The organism is Salinisphaera hydrothermalis C41B8 (assembly GCF_000732535.1).
In the GTDB taxonomy this organism is placed as follows: Bacteria; Pseudomonadota; Gammaproteobacteria; order Nevskiales; family Salinisphaeraceae; genus Salinisphaera; species Salinisphaera hydrothermalis.
This window is the reverse complement of the sequence record NZ_APNK01000017.1, coordinates 1-16,330: the sequence shown is the minus strand read 5'-3', so window position 1 is coordinate 16,330 and position 16,330 is coordinate 1. Positions and strand designations below refer to the sequence as shown.

General features: G+C 63.0%; 16 protein-coding genes and 1 tRNA gene. 13 read left to right on the top strand and 4 right to left on the bottom strand.

Features of this window, described 5'->3' with window-relative positions; all coding sequences use genetic code 11:
* Positions 1-48: 48 nt before the first annotated feature.
* The 3 genes from ehuC to ehuA are packed head-to-tail and all read left to right on the top strand — an operon-like array spanning position 49 to position 2,206.
* Positions 49-723 carry an ectoine/hydroxyectoine ABC transporter permease subunit EhuC gene (gene ehuC / locus C41B8_RS11605; protein ID WP_084188887.1) on the top strand — a complete coding sequence of 225 codons (675 nt, stop codon included), beginning with the start codon at positions 49-51 and terminating at the stop codon, positions 721-723.
* Positions 723-1,418: an ectoine/hydroxyectoine ABC transporter permease subunit EhuD gene (gene ehuD, locus C41B8_RS11600; RefSeq protein WP_037338223.1), complete on the top strand. Its 696-nt coding sequence runs from the start codon at positions 723-725 to the stop codon at positions 1,416-1,418. The genes ehuC and ehuD overlap by 1 nt, the downstream gene beginning before the upstream one ends.
* Positions 1,415-2,206: an ectoine/hydroxyectoine ABC transporter ATP-binding protein EhuA gene (gene ehuA / locus C41B8_RS11595; protein ID WP_037338220.1), complete on the top strand. Its 792-nt coding sequence runs from the start codon at positions 1,415-1,417 to the stop codon at positions 2,204-2,206. The genes ehuD and ehuA overlap by 4 nt, the downstream gene beginning before the upstream one ends.
* Positions 2,207-2,251: 45 nt before the next feature.
* Here ehuA and trmB read toward each other — a convergent pair whose 3' ends face one another.
* Together trmB and thiS are read right to left on the bottom strand one after the other, a co-directional pair.
* On the bottom strand, positions 2,252-2,941 hold the full coding sequence (gene trmB, locus C41B8_RS11590; RefSeq protein WP_037338218.1) for a tRNA (guanosine(46)-N7)-methyltransferase TrmB: 690 nt from the start codon (positions 2,939-2,941) through the stop codon (positions 2,252-2,254).
* A 23-nt stretch (positions 2,942-2,964) separates the two neighbouring features.
* Positions 2,965-3,963, bottom strand: a complete 999-nt coding sequence (gene thiS / locus C41B8_RS11585; protein ID WP_037338215.1) for a sulfur carrier protein ThiS — start codon at positions 3,961-3,963, stop codon at positions 2,965-2,967.
* Positions 3,964-4,108: 145 nt separating this feature from the next.
* On the opposite strand from thiS, the gene C41B8_RS11580 reads away from it, so the two are divergent.
* The 9 genes from C41B8_RS11580 to C41B8_RS11535 all read left to right on the top strand — a co-directional run bounded on the left by C41B8_RS11580 (position 4,109) and on the right by C41B8_RS11535 (position 13,732).
* Positions 4,109-6,160, top strand: a complete 2,052-nt coding sequence (locus C41B8_RS11580; protein WP_037338212.1) for an AsmA family protein — start codon at positions 4,109-4,111, stop codon at positions 6,158-6,160.
* A 55-nt stretch (positions 6,161-6,215) separates the two neighbouring features.
* The gene (locus tag C41B8_RS11575; RefSeq protein WP_037338210.1) at positions 6,216-6,764 is read left to right on the top strand and encodes an SRPBCC family protein; all 549 of its coding nucleotides are present in this window, start codon (positions 6,216-6,218) and stop codon (positions 6,762-6,764) included.
* Positions 6,761-7,831, top strand: coding sequence for an A/G-specific adenine glycosylase (gene mutY, locus C41B8_RS11570; RefSeq protein WP_037338207.1), 1,071 nt, complete (start codon positions 6,761-6,763; stop codon positions 7,829-7,831). The genes C41B8_RS11575 and mutY overlap by 4 nt, the downstream gene beginning before the upstream one ends.
* The gene (locus C41B8_RS11565; RefSeq protein WP_037338204.1) at positions 7,828-8,100 is read left to right on the top strand and encodes an oxidative damage protection protein; all 273 of its coding nucleotides are present in this window, start codon (positions 7,828-7,830) and stop codon (positions 8,098-8,100) included. The genes mutY and C41B8_RS11565 overlap by 4 nt, the downstream gene beginning before the upstream one ends.
* 74 nt (positions 8,101-8,174) lie before the next feature.
* Positions 8,175-8,250: transfer RNA gene (locus C41B8_RS11560), tRNA-Phe, on the top strand.
* An 858-nt stretch (positions 8,251-9,108) separates the two neighbouring features.
* Positions 9,109-10,323 (top strand): glycine betaine/L-proline ABC transporter ATP-binding protein ProV, encoded by a 1,215-nt coding sequence (gene proV, locus C41B8_RS11555; RefSeq protein WP_232226049.1) that lies wholly within the window; start codon positions 9,109-9,111, stop codon positions 10,321-10,323.
* Positions 10,323-11,225: an ABC transporter permease gene (locus C41B8_RS11550; protein WP_037338199.1), complete on the top strand. Its 903-nt coding sequence runs from the start codon at positions 10,323-10,325 to the stop codon at positions 11,223-11,225. The genes proV and C41B8_RS11550 overlap by 1 nt, the downstream gene beginning before the upstream one ends.
* A 56-nt stretch (positions 11,226-11,281) precedes the next feature.
* Positions 11,282-12,169 (top strand): glycine betaine ABC transporter substrate-binding protein, encoded by an 888-nt coding sequence (locus C41B8_RS11545; protein WP_037338196.1) that lies wholly within the window; start codon positions 11,282-11,284, stop codon positions 12,167-12,169.
* 363 nt (positions 12,170-12,532) lie between these two features.
* The gene (locus C41B8_RS11535; protein ID WP_037338190.1) at positions 12,533-13,732 is read left to right on the top strand and encodes an MFS transporter; all 1,200 of its coding nucleotides are present in this window, start codon (positions 12,533-12,535) and stop codon (positions 13,730-13,732) included.
* On the opposite strand, the gene C41B8_RS11530 is transcribed toward C41B8_RS11535, so the two are convergent.
* Both C41B8_RS11530 and lexA read right to left on the bottom strand, forming a co-directional pair.
* A complete protein-coding gene (locus C41B8_RS11530) occupies positions 13,729-14,679 on the bottom strand; it encodes an IS481 family transposase (protein WP_037338188.1) in 951 nt (316 codons plus the stop codon). The genes C41B8_RS11535 and C41B8_RS11530 overlap by 4 nt on opposite strands.
* A gap of 99 nt (positions 14,680-14,778) precedes the next feature.
* Positions 14,779-15,405, bottom strand: a complete 627-nt coding sequence (gene lexA, locus C41B8_RS11525; RefSeq protein WP_037338186.1) for a transcriptional repressor LexA — start codon at positions 15,403-15,405, stop codon at positions 14,779-14,781.
* Positions 15,406-15,561: 156 nt separating this feature from the next.
* On the opposite strand from lexA, the gene C41B8_RS11520 reads away from it, so the two are divergent.
* Positions 15,562-16,104 (top strand): hypothetical protein, encoded by a 543-nt coding sequence (locus C41B8_RS11520; RefSeq protein WP_037338184.1) that lies wholly within the window; start codon positions 15,562-15,564, stop codon positions 16,102-16,104.
* The last annotated feature ends 226 nt before the right edge of the window (positions 16,105-16,330 follow it).

Genomic DNA, 16,330 nt, shown 5'->3' with positions numbered 1-16,330 from the left:
CGTCGACGCCAGCCTTTTATTAGGGCGGCGTTCCGCAGAGGAGTTGCCATGGGAGTGACCTTCGACCAGATCATCGATGCGCTGCTGCAAGGGGCGTATGTCACGATCTGGATTACGCTGGCCTCGACTGTCGGCGGCGCGATTCTGGCTTTTGCGTCCGGCATCGGCTCGTTGTCGCATTTCGCCCCGGCGCGCTGGCTGTCCAAGACCTATGTCCAGATTTTCCGCGGCACGTCGTTGCTGGTGCAGCTGTTCTGGCTGTACTACGCGTTGCCCGTGCTTATCGGTATTCATATCTCGCCGGTCGCTGCCGGTATTCTCGGGCTGTCTCTGAACATCGGCGCCTATGGTGCAGAGGTCGTGCGCGGCGCGCTGCAGTCGGTCGACGAGGGGCAGCTGGAAGCCGCGCGGGCCCTGAACTTCACCCCGGGCCAGACGCTGCGGCGCATTCTGCTGCCGCAGTCGATCATCGAGATGATGCCGCCGTTCGGTAATCTCGCGATCCAGAATCTGAAGGATTCGTCGCTGGTCTCGCTGATCAGCCTGTCGGATCTGGCCTTTCAGGCAGACGATCTGCGTAATCGCGCGTTCGAGAGCGACACCATCACCATCCTGGGGCTGACGCTGTTGTTCTACTTCGTCATGGCACTGGTGCTCATGGGCGCGATGCGCTTGCTTGAGCGTTACTTCGAAAAGGTTTCCGGTCGCGAGGTGGCCCGCTGATGCTGTTCGGAATGTCCTGGGATCTGACCAACGACTGGACGTTCGCCTGGTCGATTATCCCGATGCTGCTCATCGGCATGAAGATCACCATCATCGCGACGATCTTCGGCTTTCTCATCGCCATGACGCTGGGGCTGGTGTTCGCACTGGCGCGCTCGGCGCCCACGCGCTTCATATCCTGGCCGGTCGGCTTCGTGATCGAGTTCGTACGCGATACGCCGTTGCTGATCCAGCTGTTCTTCATTTTCTATGTCCTGCCGTCGAGCACGGGCATTACGCTGCCGGCGCTCGAGGCAGGCATCCTCGCGCTCGGCGTCCAGTACAGCGCTTATTGTTCCGAGGTCTATCGGGCCGGGTTGCAGGCCGTGCCGAACGGTCAGTGGGAAGCGGCGCGGGCGCTCAACTTGAGCACCTGGCAGACCTATCGCGACATCGTCATTCCGCAGGCGATCCCGCGCATCATCCCCGCGCTGGGCAACTATCTGGTGTCGATCATCAAGGACACGCCGATTCTGTCGGCGATCACCGTGATGGAAGTGCTGCATGTCGCCAACATTATCGGCGACCGCACCTATCGCTACATGGTGCCGATCACCATGGTCGGCATTCTGTTCCTGATCCTGACGCTGATCAGCGCCGGGTTCGTCAAATTCATCGAAAAACGCCTGCCGCGTGCGGGGATAGCCGTCAAATGAAACCGATCGTTCGCTTCGACAAGGTCACCAAGAGTTTCGGCGATACCGTCATCCTGCGGGATTTCGACTTCGAGCTGACACCCGGCGAGCGGGTGGTGCTTATGGGCCCGTCCGGTTCGGGCAAGTCCACCGTGCTGCGTATTCTGATGACGCTCGAGGATATCCAGGACGGCGTGGTCTATATCGACGACGAGCCGCTTTGGCATGAGGGTGTGGGCAACAACTTGAAGCCGGCGTCCGACAAGCACTTGCGCAAGATGCGCGGCAATGTCGGCATGGTGTTTCAGCACTTCAATCTGTTCCCCAATATGACAGTGCTGCGCAACATTATCGAAGCGCCGATGAAAGTGCTGAAACTCTCGCGCAAGGAGGCGGAAGCCCGCGCGGACGAGCTGCTTGCCCGGGTGGGCATGAGCGACAAGCGGGAGGCCTATCCCAATTCGCTGTCGGGCGGGCAGAAACAGCGCGTGGCGATCGCCCGGGCCATGGCCATGCGGCCGAAATTGTTGTTGTTCGACGAACCCACCTCGGCGCTGGATCCGGAAATGGTCGGCGACGTACTGCAGGTCATCAAGGATCTGGCCGCAGAGCATGATCTGACCATGCTCATCGTGACCCACGAGATGGGGTTTGCCCGGGATGTGGCCGACCGAGTCTGTTTCTTCTGCGACGGCCAGATCCTGGAACAGGGCGCGCCGTCCAAGATCTTTACCGATCCAGCCGAGGATCGGACCCGCCAGTTCCTGCGCATGGTGCTGCACGAGGAACCGGCGAGCGAGGCGAGCTAGGTGTGACCGACATGGTCTCTCGCCCGCGGACCGTGCTTTGTTCGATTAGCTGCGGCGTCGATAGGCCATGTCGTGCACCACATGGCCTTTCCGGCGGCCGCGGTTCTCGAAGCGCGTATCGCGACGTGGCGGGTCGCTGACAAAGCCATTCGTATCGCCCACGTTTTCGAACGCGCCGTGGGCGTCCAGCACCTCGCGCATGTGTTCGGCATAGTTCACCCAGTCGGTGGCCAGCCGCCACAGCCCGCCCGGTTTCAATACCCGGGCGATCTCATCGGCAAACACCGGTTGCACGATCCGGCGCTTGTGATGTCGTTTTTTCGGCCATGGGTCGGGGAAATAGAGCAGGACTTCGTCGAGTGAATCGTCCGCGAAGGCCGCAGCCAGCACTTCCACCGCATCCTCGGAAAACACGCGCGTATTGGTGGCGCCGGCCTCGTCGATGGCGCCCAGCAAGCGGCCCACACCGGTGCGATAGACCTCGATGCCGATGAAATCGGCATCGGGATGCCGGATGGCGAGATCCGCCAGCACTTCGCCGGCCCCGAAGCCGATCTCTAGCGTGCGATACGCATCGCGCCCGAACTCACGAGCCCAGTCGATGGGCGCGCTCGGCAACTCGAGCCCGTAACGTGGCCACAGCTCGGCGAGATTCTTCTCCTGGCCCGGCGTGAGCCGGCCTTCGCGCTTGACGAAACTGCGGATGCGGCGATGCGCAGGCTGCGATGGGTCCACAGCGGGCTCCTGGGCTGGGGCGTTCAGAACGGCAGATTCGTCATCGGCGACGAGGCGGACGCATAGCGACGGCGCGGCATGCGGCCGGCCAGATAGGCCTGGCGTCCAGCGATCACGGCGTGCCGCATGGCTTGGGCCATCAGAACCGGTTTATCGGCGTTGGCGATGGCGGTGTTCAGCAGCACGCCGTCACAGCCAAGCTCCATGGCGATCGCGGCATCGGAGGCGGTGCCGACGCCGGCGTCGACCAGCACGGGCACGTTGGCGTGCTCGACGATCTCGACCACGTTGTAGCGATTCTGGATGCCGAGCCCGGAGCCGATCGGGCCGGCCAGCGGCATGATCGCGCAGCAGCCGATGTCTTCCAGCCGACGGGCCACGATCGGATCGTCGCTGGTATAGACCATGACGTCGAAGCCGTCGGCGATCAGCTCGCGCGCGGCAACCAGTGTTTCCGAGACGTCCGGATAAAGCGTCTTTTCATCGCCGATGACTTCGAGCTTGACCAGGTTATGGCCATCGAGCAGCTCGCGCGCCATGCGACAGGTACGCACGGCATCCTTGGCGGTATAGCAGCCGGCCGTGTTGGGCAGCAGGGTGTATTTTTCCGGCGGCACCACGTCGAGCAGGTTGCGGGTCTTGCGCGCTTCCGGATCGGTTAGTGCCGGCGTACGCCGAATGGCGAGCGTGACGATTTCGGCGCCCGAGGCGGTAATGGCCGCGTCGGTTTCGTCGAGATCGGCATACTTGCCGGTGCCGACGAGCAGGCGCGACGCAAACGTACGCCCGGCTACGGTAAAGGCATCGGCCTCGGAGGTGGCCTGGCCGCCGCCGATGGCGTGCACGATCTCGATGCGATCGTCGGCGCCGACCGTGGTTTCGCCGTGTTGGTCGCGCGGCACGATTTCGCCGTTGTGTTCGACGGCGACGCGCTGGTCGCCGTAACCGAGCTCACTGAGCAGCTGCGACAGCGTGGTGCGTTCGGCACACTCGCGGAGCTGGCCGTTGACTTCAATCTGCATGAGGATTGCCGATTCGTTGTACGGGCGGCAGGGCCGCAAAAAAACAGGGCGCTAGAATAACGCGCAATGTGGCCGGGCTGCATGCCGTCGGACTGCAGCGTGTTGAGGGTTTGGGACACACGATCCCCCGGAGCGTGATAATCGAATGAAAACCTGGGTCAAGATCGTTATCGGCGCTGTCGCTGCGCTCGTGGTGGTCGTCGTTATGGCGCTTGTCGTATTGCGCGTGACGATCGATCCCGATGCGTATCGGGCGCGTATTGACGCCGCGGTAACCGACGCCATCGGGCGCGAGGTGGACATCGACGGGCCGATCCGGTTGTCGTTGTTGCCTTGGCCTTCGATTCGGTTCGGCGCGGTGACCGTGGCCAATGCCGACGGTTTCGGTAGCCAGCCGTTGGCCCGCATTCGCGCCGGCCATGTCACGCTACGCGTCTTGCCGCTTTTCACGGGCCATTTGCGGCTCGGCACGCTGAATATTCGTGGGCTCGACCTCGCACTGTCCCGGAATGCGAACGGGCAGACCAACTGGCAAAGCATCGTACATCGGTTGTCCGCGGCCGCTCCGGCGGCACGACCGTCGCCGGACGGCGCGCGTTCCAGGCACCACACCGGCCTGCCGTTATCCTCTCTGAAAATCGGTGCGGTGGAAATTTCCCGCGCCGACGTCCGCTACGACGACGATGCGCACGATCGGCACTATCGGCTCAAGGGCGCCGATCTCGAGACCGGCCGGATCAGCAACGGGCACCCGTTCCGGCTTGAAGCCGGCGGCGATCTGAGTTGGCCGGGGTCGCACATGACGGCTGCGGTGCATCTGGTATCGCGGATCGAGCCGAATGTCGCCGATCGCTTCTATCGATTTTCCGGGCTCAGCGTGAACGTGCTGGCGCGCGGCCCGGCGGTGCCCGGCGGCAAGCAGGAAGCCAATCTGGGGGCGTCCGGCGATCTCGATCTGGAGGCCGGCCGCTTCGGTCTTGACGACGTCAGTTTGCAGGCTGACGGGCTGACCATAACCGGTAACGTGGACGGCACCGGGCTACATGATCGGCTGGCGTACAACGGGCGCATCACGGTGGCGGAATTCAGCCCGCGCTCGACGCTGCAGCAACTCGAACTGCATCCACCGAAGACCCAGGCGGCTGCGGCGCTGACCTCGGCCAGCTTCGATGCCCAGTTCGAGGGCGGCGCGCATGTCGTCCATTTCAAGCAGATTGCCGCCAAGCTCGATAAGAGCACGCTGAGCGGCACGGTCAACGTACGAGATTTTGCCGACCCGCATTACGGCTTCGACCTGAACCTGGACACGCTGGATGTGGATAGCTATCTACCGCCCGGCAGTGCTGCCCAGGCACAAACCAGCCAGCCGGCGCAGACCGGCGGCGGCGCCGCCCAGAAGGCCGCGGAATTTGATCTCGCGCCGCTGCATCATTTGCGTATGCGCGGCCAGTTGCGTATTGGCTCGCTGACGACCGCGAACCTAAATATTCACAATGCGTTAGCTCAGGTCTCGGCGGCCGATAGCGTGCTTCGTATCGCGCCGCTGACGGCGGATATCTATGGCGGCACGCTGAAGTTGAACGGTGGGGTCGACGCCAGTGGGCCACGCCCGGCCTACGCGCTGTTCGGCCACTTTCGCCACGTGGCGATCGAGCCTTTGCTGAAGGATGTGGCCGATAGCGATCGCTTGGAGGGGAATGCCGATGTCGCTATCGATCTGCATGCGACCGGTCGCCAGGTCGCCCAACTCAAGCGCAGCCTGTCGGGCACAGCCCAGTTCGCGCTGAACGACGGCCAGATCAACGGCTTCGATCTGGTCGGCATGTTGTTGGCCGCGCATGAACAGGCCCACGGCAAGTCGGCCCGTGCCGCGAGCGCCAACGGTACGACCGAATTTGATCATCTCGGCGGCCGGTTTACGGTCGATCACGGTATGGCCAGCAGTGATGCCTTCACGATCGACGCCGGGCCGCTGACGGGCGGCGGCGAAGGTCAGTACAGCCTCAAAGACAATCGGCTCGACTACACGCTTCGGCTCGCGGTCGCCCAAGATGCCGGTCAGCGGCTCGCGCCGCTGGCCGGGCTGACGGTACCCATGCATCTGCAAGGCGCACTGCTGTCGCCGTCTTATTCGATCGATATACAGAAAGCGGCCCATACCGGGTCACCCGACGATGGTTCGACGATCCAGCGCTGATCGTCACCCGATGACGGCTTTTGCACGGGCGTGCCGGCGATGGCGGCTCAGTGGCATGCTCGTCCTGTTATCGATCGCGGTCGCGGCGCAGGCCGCGACGGTCGAACATCTCAAGGTGAGCCGAGACGATCATGCCTATGTCGTAACCGCGCGTATCCACGTCGCCGCGCCCCTCGGCCCCGCTTACGCTGCGGCCACCGATTTCAAACGGCTCCCTGATTATTCCTCGATGATCGAATCCACGCGGTTGATCGGTCACGATGAGCTGTCGTCGCGCATGAAGCTGTGCGTGCTCTGGTATTGCAAGACGGTGCGCCAGGTTATGCGGTACCGACTGGCGCCGCCGAAACGCCTCGACATGCGCGTGGTGCCCGGGCGGGGCGATCTAAAGACCGGGCAGGCGCATTGGCGTTTTGCTGCGGCGGGCGCCGATGCCACCGAATTACAGTTCAACGCGCGTATCGTGCCCGATTTCTGGGTGCCGCCCTTGGTCGGCCCCTGGGCCATCGCGAGAGCGCTACGCGAGCAAGTGGCCGCGACCGCCACGGCCATCGAACAACTCGCCCGTCACGATGCCGCCACGACTCAAACCCCGACGTCATGAAACACGAGATTCCGGATCGCGCGCCGGCTACCATTGCCGACGATTTGCTGACCTGGTTCGACCGACACGGTCGCCACGATTTGCCATGGCAGCACCCGCGGACGCCTTATCGGGTCTGGGTGGCCGAGATCATGCTGCAGCAGACTCAGGTTACGACCGTGATCGATTATTTCCAGGCGTTCATGGCGCGTTTCCCCGATGTCGAGACCCTGGCCGCGGCGCCGTCCGACGACGTCATGGCGCATTGGGCGGGGCTGGGCTATTACGCCCGGGCACGCAATCTGCATGCGGCGGCGCAACAGGTCGTGGGCGAATACGATGGTGTATTCCCGCGCGATGTCGAGACGCTGATGACGCTGCCGGGCATCGGGCGTTCGACGGCCGGCGCAGTCGTCGCACAGGCGTTCGGCATTTGGGCGCCGATTCTCGATGGCAACGCCAAGCGCGTGATCGCACGCTTGGCCGGTATTACCGCGGCGCCGGGCTCGGCGGCCTACGAAAAGCCGCTCTGGCAGCTCGCCGAACGTTATACCCCGCACGAACGTGTGACCGACTACACCCAGGCCATCATGGACCTCGGGGCCACGCTGTGTACTCGACGGCGGCCGAATTGCCCGGCCTGTCCGCTGGCCGCGACCTGCGTGGCATGTATTGACGGGCTACAGGTCGATATCCCGGCGCCGCGCAAGAAGCGCGCTCGGCCGCAACGCGAGACCACGATGCTGGTGATCGAGGACGAGGCCGGTCGATTATTACTGGAAAAACGGCCGCCAACCGGCATCTGGGGTGGTTTGTGGAGCTTGCCGGAGATCGAGGCGGGCGCGGATATTGCCGAAGTCTGTCGCGAGCGTTTCGGCATCGAGGCCGCGCCTGGGAGTGCGCTGGCGCCGATCGAGCACGGCTTCACGCATTTCCTGCTGACGCTGCATGCGCGACGAGTGCAGTATCGCCGCACAGTTCGTATCATGGACGGCGATTTCGCTTGGTATCGACGCGACGAACGGCCCGGCCTGCCGGCGCCGATCGTGCGTCTTCTTGATTCACCGCAACTCAAGTTGAACTTATGAGCCGCACCGTGCACTGCGTCAAACTCGGTTACGAAGCCGAAGGGCTGCCGCGCCAACCGTTGCCGGGAGAACTCGGCAAGCGGATCTACGAGAACGTTTCGATGATGGCCTGGCAGCAGTGGTTGCAGGAACAGACCCGCTTGATCAACGAATATGGCCTACACCTGGCCGATCCCAAAGCGCGCGAGTTCCTCGCCGAGCAGACCGAGAAGTATTTCTTCGGCAATGGCGACATCGCGGAAACGCACTACGTGCCGCCGAAATCGTAATCGATCGTTCATAACGGTTGACCCGAGCCGCGCGTATCGGTTTAATACGCCTCTCGCCGCAACGGCGAGTGTGTGGCCGGATAGCTCAGTTGGTAGAGCATGCGACTGAAAATCGCAGTGTCGGCAGTTCGATTCTGTCTCCGGCCACCATTTTTTCTCTCCCTTGTCGACCTATCGTCGACCTATCGTCGACCTTCCCGAGGCCTGAACGCACCGATCCTGTTGGGATCCGGAGCGACAAGCTGTTGCGACTCGGTGGTTAGTCGCTCGCTTCGCCAGGCCAGATCGCCGGACGGTATGCCGCGTATTCCGCGGGTGGCCACCGCGGTCGAGGTTTGTCGCGGCCGCAGCCGCATCGACTCGCATGGCCGGATTTAGTCGTGCCTCGCGGTATTCGGTTGTGCGTCTCATCGACTCGATGCGTGGCCAGACGGTGCCGGGCCCGATCTCCGGGTCGCGTCCCGGCATAAACATCGCGTCCGCGTGATGGGCGCCGGCGATGGTACGGCCTTTGGCCCACGCGCCATCGAATTCTGCCCAGGCCTTCGATACCCGAATTCGCGGGCAATCGGGGTTCCCGAACTTGCTCCTGACGTCCCGCTTTGCAACGCCGGAGCAGGTAATACCGGGGCGCTGGCGAGGCTGGGCTGACGTGCGCCGCCCGGCACGGCCCCGTGTCGATACCTGCGATCGAGTGCCTGACGTTGCCGATGGAGCCGTACTGAGCCGGCGTGCACTGGAAGCGCGTCCACGGGGATGCAACGGGTCAATGGATTCGCGCTCCACTGCGCGAATCGATATGTCATATTTTGGTCGAAATCGAGAAATTTTAGAAAAAATGCTGTATCACGAAGATGACGTTTAATCCCTCGTATTAACAGGGTTTTGGCAAAATCTTGCTTGCTCAAAGCGTTGCGCGAGCGAGGCAGGGCAGGCGCCCGGACTGCAGTTTGGTGCAGAAGTTGCGTTAGTATGGGTAAATACACTTACATGGCGCGAGGGGCGCGTTTGAATACCAAACTGTCCGTAGAACATGTCTACAAGATTTTCGGGGCGCAGCCGAAGCGCGCGTTAGAGCGCGTCAAGAAGGGCCAGGGTAAGGATCAGATCTTTGCCGAAACCGGCATGACAGTCGGTGTGTCGGATGCGAGCTTCGATGTCAACGAAGGCGAGATTTTCGTGGTCATGGGGCTGTCGGGTTCGGGTAAGTCCACGCTGGTCCGCATGCTCAATCGCCTGATCGATCCGAGTGCCGGCGCGATCAAGATCAACGGCCGCGACATCACCCAGATGAATCGCAAGGAGTTGATCGAACTGCGCCGTCACGAGATCAGCATGGTCTTCCAGTCGTTTGCGCTGATGCCGCATCAGACCGTGCTAGAGAACACCTGCTTCGGCCTCGCCACGGCCGGTGTCGGCAAGCAGGAACGCGAAAAGCGCGCGCTCGATGCGCTCGACGCGGTCGGCCTCAAGGCCAATGCCGACAGCTATCCCGATGAATTGTCCGGTGGCATGAAGCAGCGCGTCGGCCTCGCGCGGGCGCTGGCGGTCAACCCCGGGATCCTGCTCATGGACGAGGCGTTCTCCGCGCTCGATCCGCTCATCCGTACGGAAATGCAGGACGAGCTCCTGCGTCTGCAGTCGGAACAGGCGCGCACGGTCGTATTCATCACCCATGACCTCGACGAAGCCATGCGCGTGGGCGATCGGATCGCCATCATGCAGAATGGGCAGGTGGTGCAGGTCGGTACGCCGGAAGAAATCGTGCGCAGCCCGGCCAACGACTATGTGCGTTCGTTCTTCCGCGACGTCAACGTCGGGCATGTCTTCACGGCGGGCGATGTCGCGCGTCGCGACCAGGTCACCGTGATCGAGCGTGCTGGATCGAGCGTGCGCGCAGCCCTGTCGCGGCTCAACAAGCACGACCGGCCGGCGGCCGTGGTGCACGACCGGAACCGTCGCTATCTCGGCACGGTCAGCGCGGATTCGCTTGAGGCCTGCATTGAGCAGCTGTCCAAGAACGAAGAGGGCAACATCGAGCGCGCATTCGTCGAGGGAGTGCCGGTCGTCGAATCGAGCACGCCGCTGACCGAGCTGCTCGAGCCGGTGGCCGAAAGCCCGTATCCGGTGCCGGTGGTCGACGAGAACGGCCGATATATCGGCACCATCTCGCGCGCGACGCTGCTGCATACGCTCAACCGGACTGAACAGGACGCTGCCTGATGAATGATTTCGTCATTAATCTACCGATCGGCGACTGGTTCACGGCGGTCGTCACGTTCATGCAGACCCACTTCGAGCTGTTCTTCTCGATCGTTTCGACGGTAATCAGCTTCGTTGCGGACAACCTCACTGCGTTCTTCAACTGGTTGCCGGCGCCGGTGGTGTTCATTGCGCTGGCGTTTCTGGCGCTGTGGCGGGTCGGCTGGCAGTTCATGGTGTTCGTGCTGATCGCGCTGTACGTCGTCATGGGCATGGATCTGTGGCCGGAAACCATGGATACGCTGGGCCTGGTGCTGGCCGCCACGCTGGCTGCGCTGGGCGTCGGGTTGCCGCTGGGCGTGCTCATGGCCAAGAGCGATGTCGTCCAGGCCATCGTTCGTCCGATTCTGGACTTTATGCAGACGCTGCCGGCGTTCGTATACCTGATTCCGGCGGTGATCTTTTTCGGCACCGGCCGCGTGCCGGGCGTTATCGCGACCGTGATCTTCTCTATGCCGCCGGTGGTGCGCCTGATGAACATCGGCATCCGCTACGTGCCAACCGAGAACGTCGAGGCCGGCAAGGCATTTGGCTGCAACGGCTTCCAGCTGTTGTGGCGGGTCGAGCTGCCGTTGGCGTTGCCCTCGATCATGGCGGGTATCAACCAGACCATCATGCTGGCGCTGTCGATGGTGGTGATCGCCTCGATGATCGGTGCCGGTGGCCTGGGTGATCCGGTACTGGCCGGCATTCAGCAGTTGCGCCTGGGCACCGGCTTCCAAGGTGGTCTTGGCGTTGTGATTCTGGCCATCATCCTCGATCGGCTGACCCAGAGTTTCGGCAACCGCCAGCGTGGCGACGGGTTCTTCTCGCGCCTCAAGAAAACGTTTTCCGGCGATAACCAGCAGTCCGGGTCGACTTGATCGAGCCGGCTGAGCTTGCGAGTATCGTTAACGAGGGTTTGAACCAGGGAGAAACTATGAAATTGCGTATGAAAGGTTTTGTTGCGGCCGCCGTGGCCGGTGCCACCATCGCGATGGGCAGCTTCGGCAGTGCCCAGGCGGCCAGCGGCGACAAGACCATTACGATCGGCTGGACCGCCTGGTCGGATGCCGAGTTCGTGACCAAGTTGGCCAAGACGCTGATCGAGAAGCGGACCGACTATAAGGTCAAGCTGAAGATGGCTTCGATTGGGGTGCAGTATCAGGGCGTGGCCAACGGCGACCTGGACGGCATGTTGATGGCTTGGTTGCCGGATACTCACGCCGCCTACTGGAAGAAGGTCAAGGGCAAGGTCGACGATCTGGGCCCGCTGTACACCGGTGCCCAGCTGGGCTGGGTGGTTCCGGACTATGTGCCGAAGGACAAGCTGAATTCGATCGAGGATCTGAAGAAGGATTCGGTCAAGGCCAAGCTCGACGGCAAGATCCAGGGCATCGACCCGGGTGCCGGCCTGATGCAGCTGTCGCACAAGACCATGAAGGCCTATGGCCTGAAAGGCGATTATCGTCTGGTGTCGTCCAGCGGCGCCGCGATGACCGCGGCTCTGGCGCGTGCCGAGCAGCGCAAGGAATGGATCGTGGTGACCGGCTGGACGCCGCACTGGATGTTCGGCAAATGGCACCTGCGTTTCCTGAAAGATCCGAAGGGCACGCTGGGTTCGGCGCAGCACATTGACGCCGTCGTGCGTAAGGGCTTCGCCAAGGACTATCCGCAGGTCGCCAGCTTCCTCAGCAACATGCATATCCCGCTGGATCAGCTGCAGAGTGCGATGTACAACGCGCGCAAGACCAGCTACAAGAAGGCGATCAGTCAGTTCATCGCCGATCATCCGGACGAAGTCAACGCTTGGTTCAAGCAGAGCTGATCGAATCGGCTGACTCGGATGAGTCTCAGGAGCCCGGCCTTTCGGCCGGGCTTTTTTTGTGGCCGGCGTACGCCCCGGCTACGGTTTAGCATCGCCGAGAGCAGAATAAGGATCGCGGCGCCCTCGTGGAGCCGGTGATCGATTCGTGGCGTGATGTCGCGCCGGGCTGGCTCGCACGCGGCGTGGAAAGCGAAGTGCGCCGAACGACCGGGCCGCTTGCGATCGCCTGCCACCGCCGGCGCCGTGGAAGCCATCGCATCATCCTGTTGCGCTCGACGGTTCGCGCTCTATATGGGACGCGGGATTCGCATGACGCGGCGACAGGCTCTAATCTAGCGGTCTAATTCCGACTTTCGTCTAGCGATGACCTTGTCGTCCCGCGCGGCTGCGGCCGTGTTTTTCGGTTTGGCCGCGACTTTCGCCATCAACATGATGGGGACCACGCTGCCGACGCCGCTCTACCCCATCTATCAGGACCAGCTCGGCTTTTCCGAGTTGATGATCACCGTGATCTTTGCCGTCTATGCCGTCGGCGTGATCGCGGCGCTGATCGTCACGGGTAGCTGGTCGGACCAGATCGGCCGTCGGCCCATGCTTGCGCTCGGCCTCGTGTTTTCGGCCGCTAGCGCGGTTGCCTTCATCTGGGGCGGCGCGCTTATCCCGTTGCTGATCGGGCGGCTGCTATCCGGGTTTTCGGCCGGCATCTTTACCGGAACGGCGACCGTGGCCGTGGTCGAAATGGCGCCGCGGCAATGGCGCGAACAGGCCACGCTGGTCGCGACCGCGGCCAATATGGGGGGGCTGGGGTTGGGACCATTCGTTGCCGGGCTATTGGCCGAATACGCGCCAGCGCCGTTGCTGTTGTGTTTCGTCATGGATCTGGTGCTCGTGGCGGCGGCGTTCGCGATTGTCGCCCTGGCGCCGGAAACGGCGCGCCGGCCCGACCGGCCGCGCCTGTCCGTACGCAAGCCGAGCGTGCCGCACGAGGTGCGCGGCGTATTCATTCCGGCGGCAATCGCCGGCTTTGCGGGCTTTGCCGTGATGGGCCTGTTCACGGCCGTGGCGCCGGCGTTTCTGGGCAAGGTGCTGGGCTACGGCAACCATGCACTGACCGGCAGCGTGGTGTTCGTGTTGTTCATTGCCTCGACCATCGGGCAAATCTTTCAGTCGCGTCTGCCGCGGGCGGCCCGGCTGCCGCTCGGTTGTCTCGGGTTGATCGTCGGCATGGGCTTCATGATCGCCGCGATCGAGAGCGGTTCGCTCGCCTTGATGATTCTGGCCGGCGCGACCGCCGGGGCCGGGCAGGGGGCATCCTTCCGGGCCGGCATGGGCGAGATCACCGAGGCCAGCCCGGTGGAACGCCGGGCCGAGGTGGCCTCGACGTTCTTCGTTGTGGCCTATGTGGCGATCTCGATTCCCGTGGTCGGGCTCGGCCTGATCGCGCGCGGCTTCGGACTGCCCACCGCGGGTGTTGTCTTCGCGTCGGCGGTGGCCGTGTTGTCGATGGTGTCGGCGATCAGCCTGCTCCTGCGCCAGCGGCAGGAGGCTACGACGGCGTCCTAGGTGTGTAAACCCACCACATTGTTCACGGATAAGCCCAGCCGGCTGATCGGTGGTTGATGGTTCAGACTGGCATGGGGTCGATGCCAGTTGTAGTCATGCAGCCAGTACGGCAGATAGGCGGCGCGCTCATCGGCGTTCTGATAGACATGGGCATACGCCCATTCGTGTAGCGCCGTCTGAATCCAGCGTTCGGCTTTGCCGTTGGTCCGCGGCCGGTACGGCCGCGTGCGTTTGTGTTTCAGCCCAAGTCGACGACAGGCTTTAGCAAAGCGTCGGGATTGATAGCACGCCCCATTGTCGGTGAGTAAGGCTTTGAACCGGACGCCCAAGCGGCGGTAGTAACGCAACGCGGCGATCAGCGCCCGAACCGCACTGGCGCCCGTCTCATCCGGCCAGATCGTGGCATGCGCCACCCGACTATGATCGTCGATGGCCATATGGACGTAGTCCCAGCCGGCCCCCCGCGACTTGCCGCGCCGGTCGCCGGTCACGCGATGACCGGGACGCGCAAAACGATTCACTTTCTTGATATCCAGGTGCAACAGATCGCCCGGGGCGTCGTGTTCGTAGCGTCGGACGGGCGGCGAGGGTTCCAGCGCCGACAATCGATTCAGGCCGGCGCGTTGGAGCACGCGCGCGACCGTCGCGCGCGGCACGCCGGTCTGACGCACGATCGCCGAATAAATACGCCGCTGGCGACGGAGACAGCGGATGCGCGCTTGCTGCGCGGCTGAAGTCCGATGCGGGCATCGATGCGGTCGACAGCTGCGATCCGACAACCCGGCCCAGCCTTCGCTGCGATAGCGCGCCAGCCATTTGTAGACGGTGCGAGTACTCACGGCCATGGCCTGGGCGACGTCGACCGGTCTCAGGCCCTGTTCGATCACACGACGGACCAGCACCTGTCGACTGTGAACGGTGAGGCGCGCATTCTTGTGCGTGTTCATCCGGGTCGCTCCTTACGTCTGACGGATTTCAGCACCCATCAGCTTCAGGGACTGCGGCTCGGATGAACAATCTACTTGGAGGTCACACCTAGGGCAGCGTCAGACCGAGCGGACGATACCGACGGCAAGGCCTTCCAGGGCGAACGAATCACGTTGGGGATCGACGCGAATATCCTCGTAGGCCGGGTTTTCAGCCTGCAGCCGTACGTCGTTGCCAGCGCGGTGGAATCGTTTGACGGTGACTTCGTCATCGATCCGGAATACGCCGATCTGGCCGTTACGAATCTCGCCACCGGCCTTCACCCCTAGCAGATCGCCATCGAGTATGCCGGCTCCCACCATGCTGTCGCCGCGCACCGTGAGCAGATAGTCGGCCGGGGCGGAAAACAACCCGGGCGAAATACTCACGCGGCGCTCGATGTTTTCGACCGCCAGTACCGGTGCGCCTGCCGCCACCCGGCCAATCACGGCTAGGGTGGTGCCGTCCTCGGCCGGATCGTCGTCATCAGCGTCGGCGCCTACCAGGCGTATGCCGCGGCTGCGCCGGGAGCCGAGTTCGATCACGCCTTTGCGCGCGAGGGTCTGCAAATGCGCCTGGGCGGCATTCGCGGAGGCGAATCCGAGGGCATCGGCAATCTCCGCGCGGGTCGGTGGGGCCCCGGTGCGTTTCAGGGTGTCTCTAATAAAATCAAAGACACGTTGCTGCTTCGGCGTGAGCTTAATCATGCTGTAAATATATCCAGTGCAAAACCCGGCGTAAAGCCTGCCCCCTCCCGTTGACTGGGGCGACACCGGCCCATAGATTCAGTGATGTTGCACTGCAACATGCGTTGACTGACTCAAACCGGGCACAAAGCCCAAAGATCGCCGGAGGGCCGATCCATGATCATTCAAGACATCGCATCGAATCTGCATCAGCGTGTTGAACGGGCCGGCCAGACCTATCGCGGGATTCGCCAGGTCTGGCGCGAAACCCAGCGCGAGGCCATGGCCATCGTCACGCACAACAGCCGGTCGGTTGCCAACACCGAGATCGGCGCGGCTAAGAACATCTATACGTCGGCCCAGGCGGCGTTTCGGCGAGCCAAGCGGGATGGCTTGCGTAAGGTTGCACAGCGGCCATCACGTTATGTTCCGGCCGGGCGTAAGCAGACGGCCGCAGCCTATCGCGCCACGCTCAAGCTACTCGATCGTACACGTGCGGAACTGACCGACGTCGCGAGCGGCGGATACAAGCAGCTGACGGCTCAGCTGAACGGCACAACAGAACGCCCGCAACCGGAGCAACAGCCGAGCTCGACCGAAAAAGAGGTGGGCGAGGCTCGCAAGCGCCCGGCAAAGCGTGCCGCCGCGACGGCGGCGAACCGTCAGACGACCCGTCGGCGTACGGCCCGCAAGCGCTCGGCTCCCCCGACCACGAGCTGATCGTTGCATCGGGCAGGCGTCTGAATACAGCGGGCCGTAACGCGGCCCGCTTTTTTATTGGAACCCTGGTGTTAGCGGGGCTTCTAATCGAACGGAGGCTTCAGTTTTGGAGCGGGTTCTTGTCCCGTGCGGTCATGGCGTAGGCCGAATGACTATGGATCGATGAGAAGTCGGCCGATTCAGCGACGTGAGAGCAGGGTTCCCGCAGCGGGAGCTGCGGGATGCG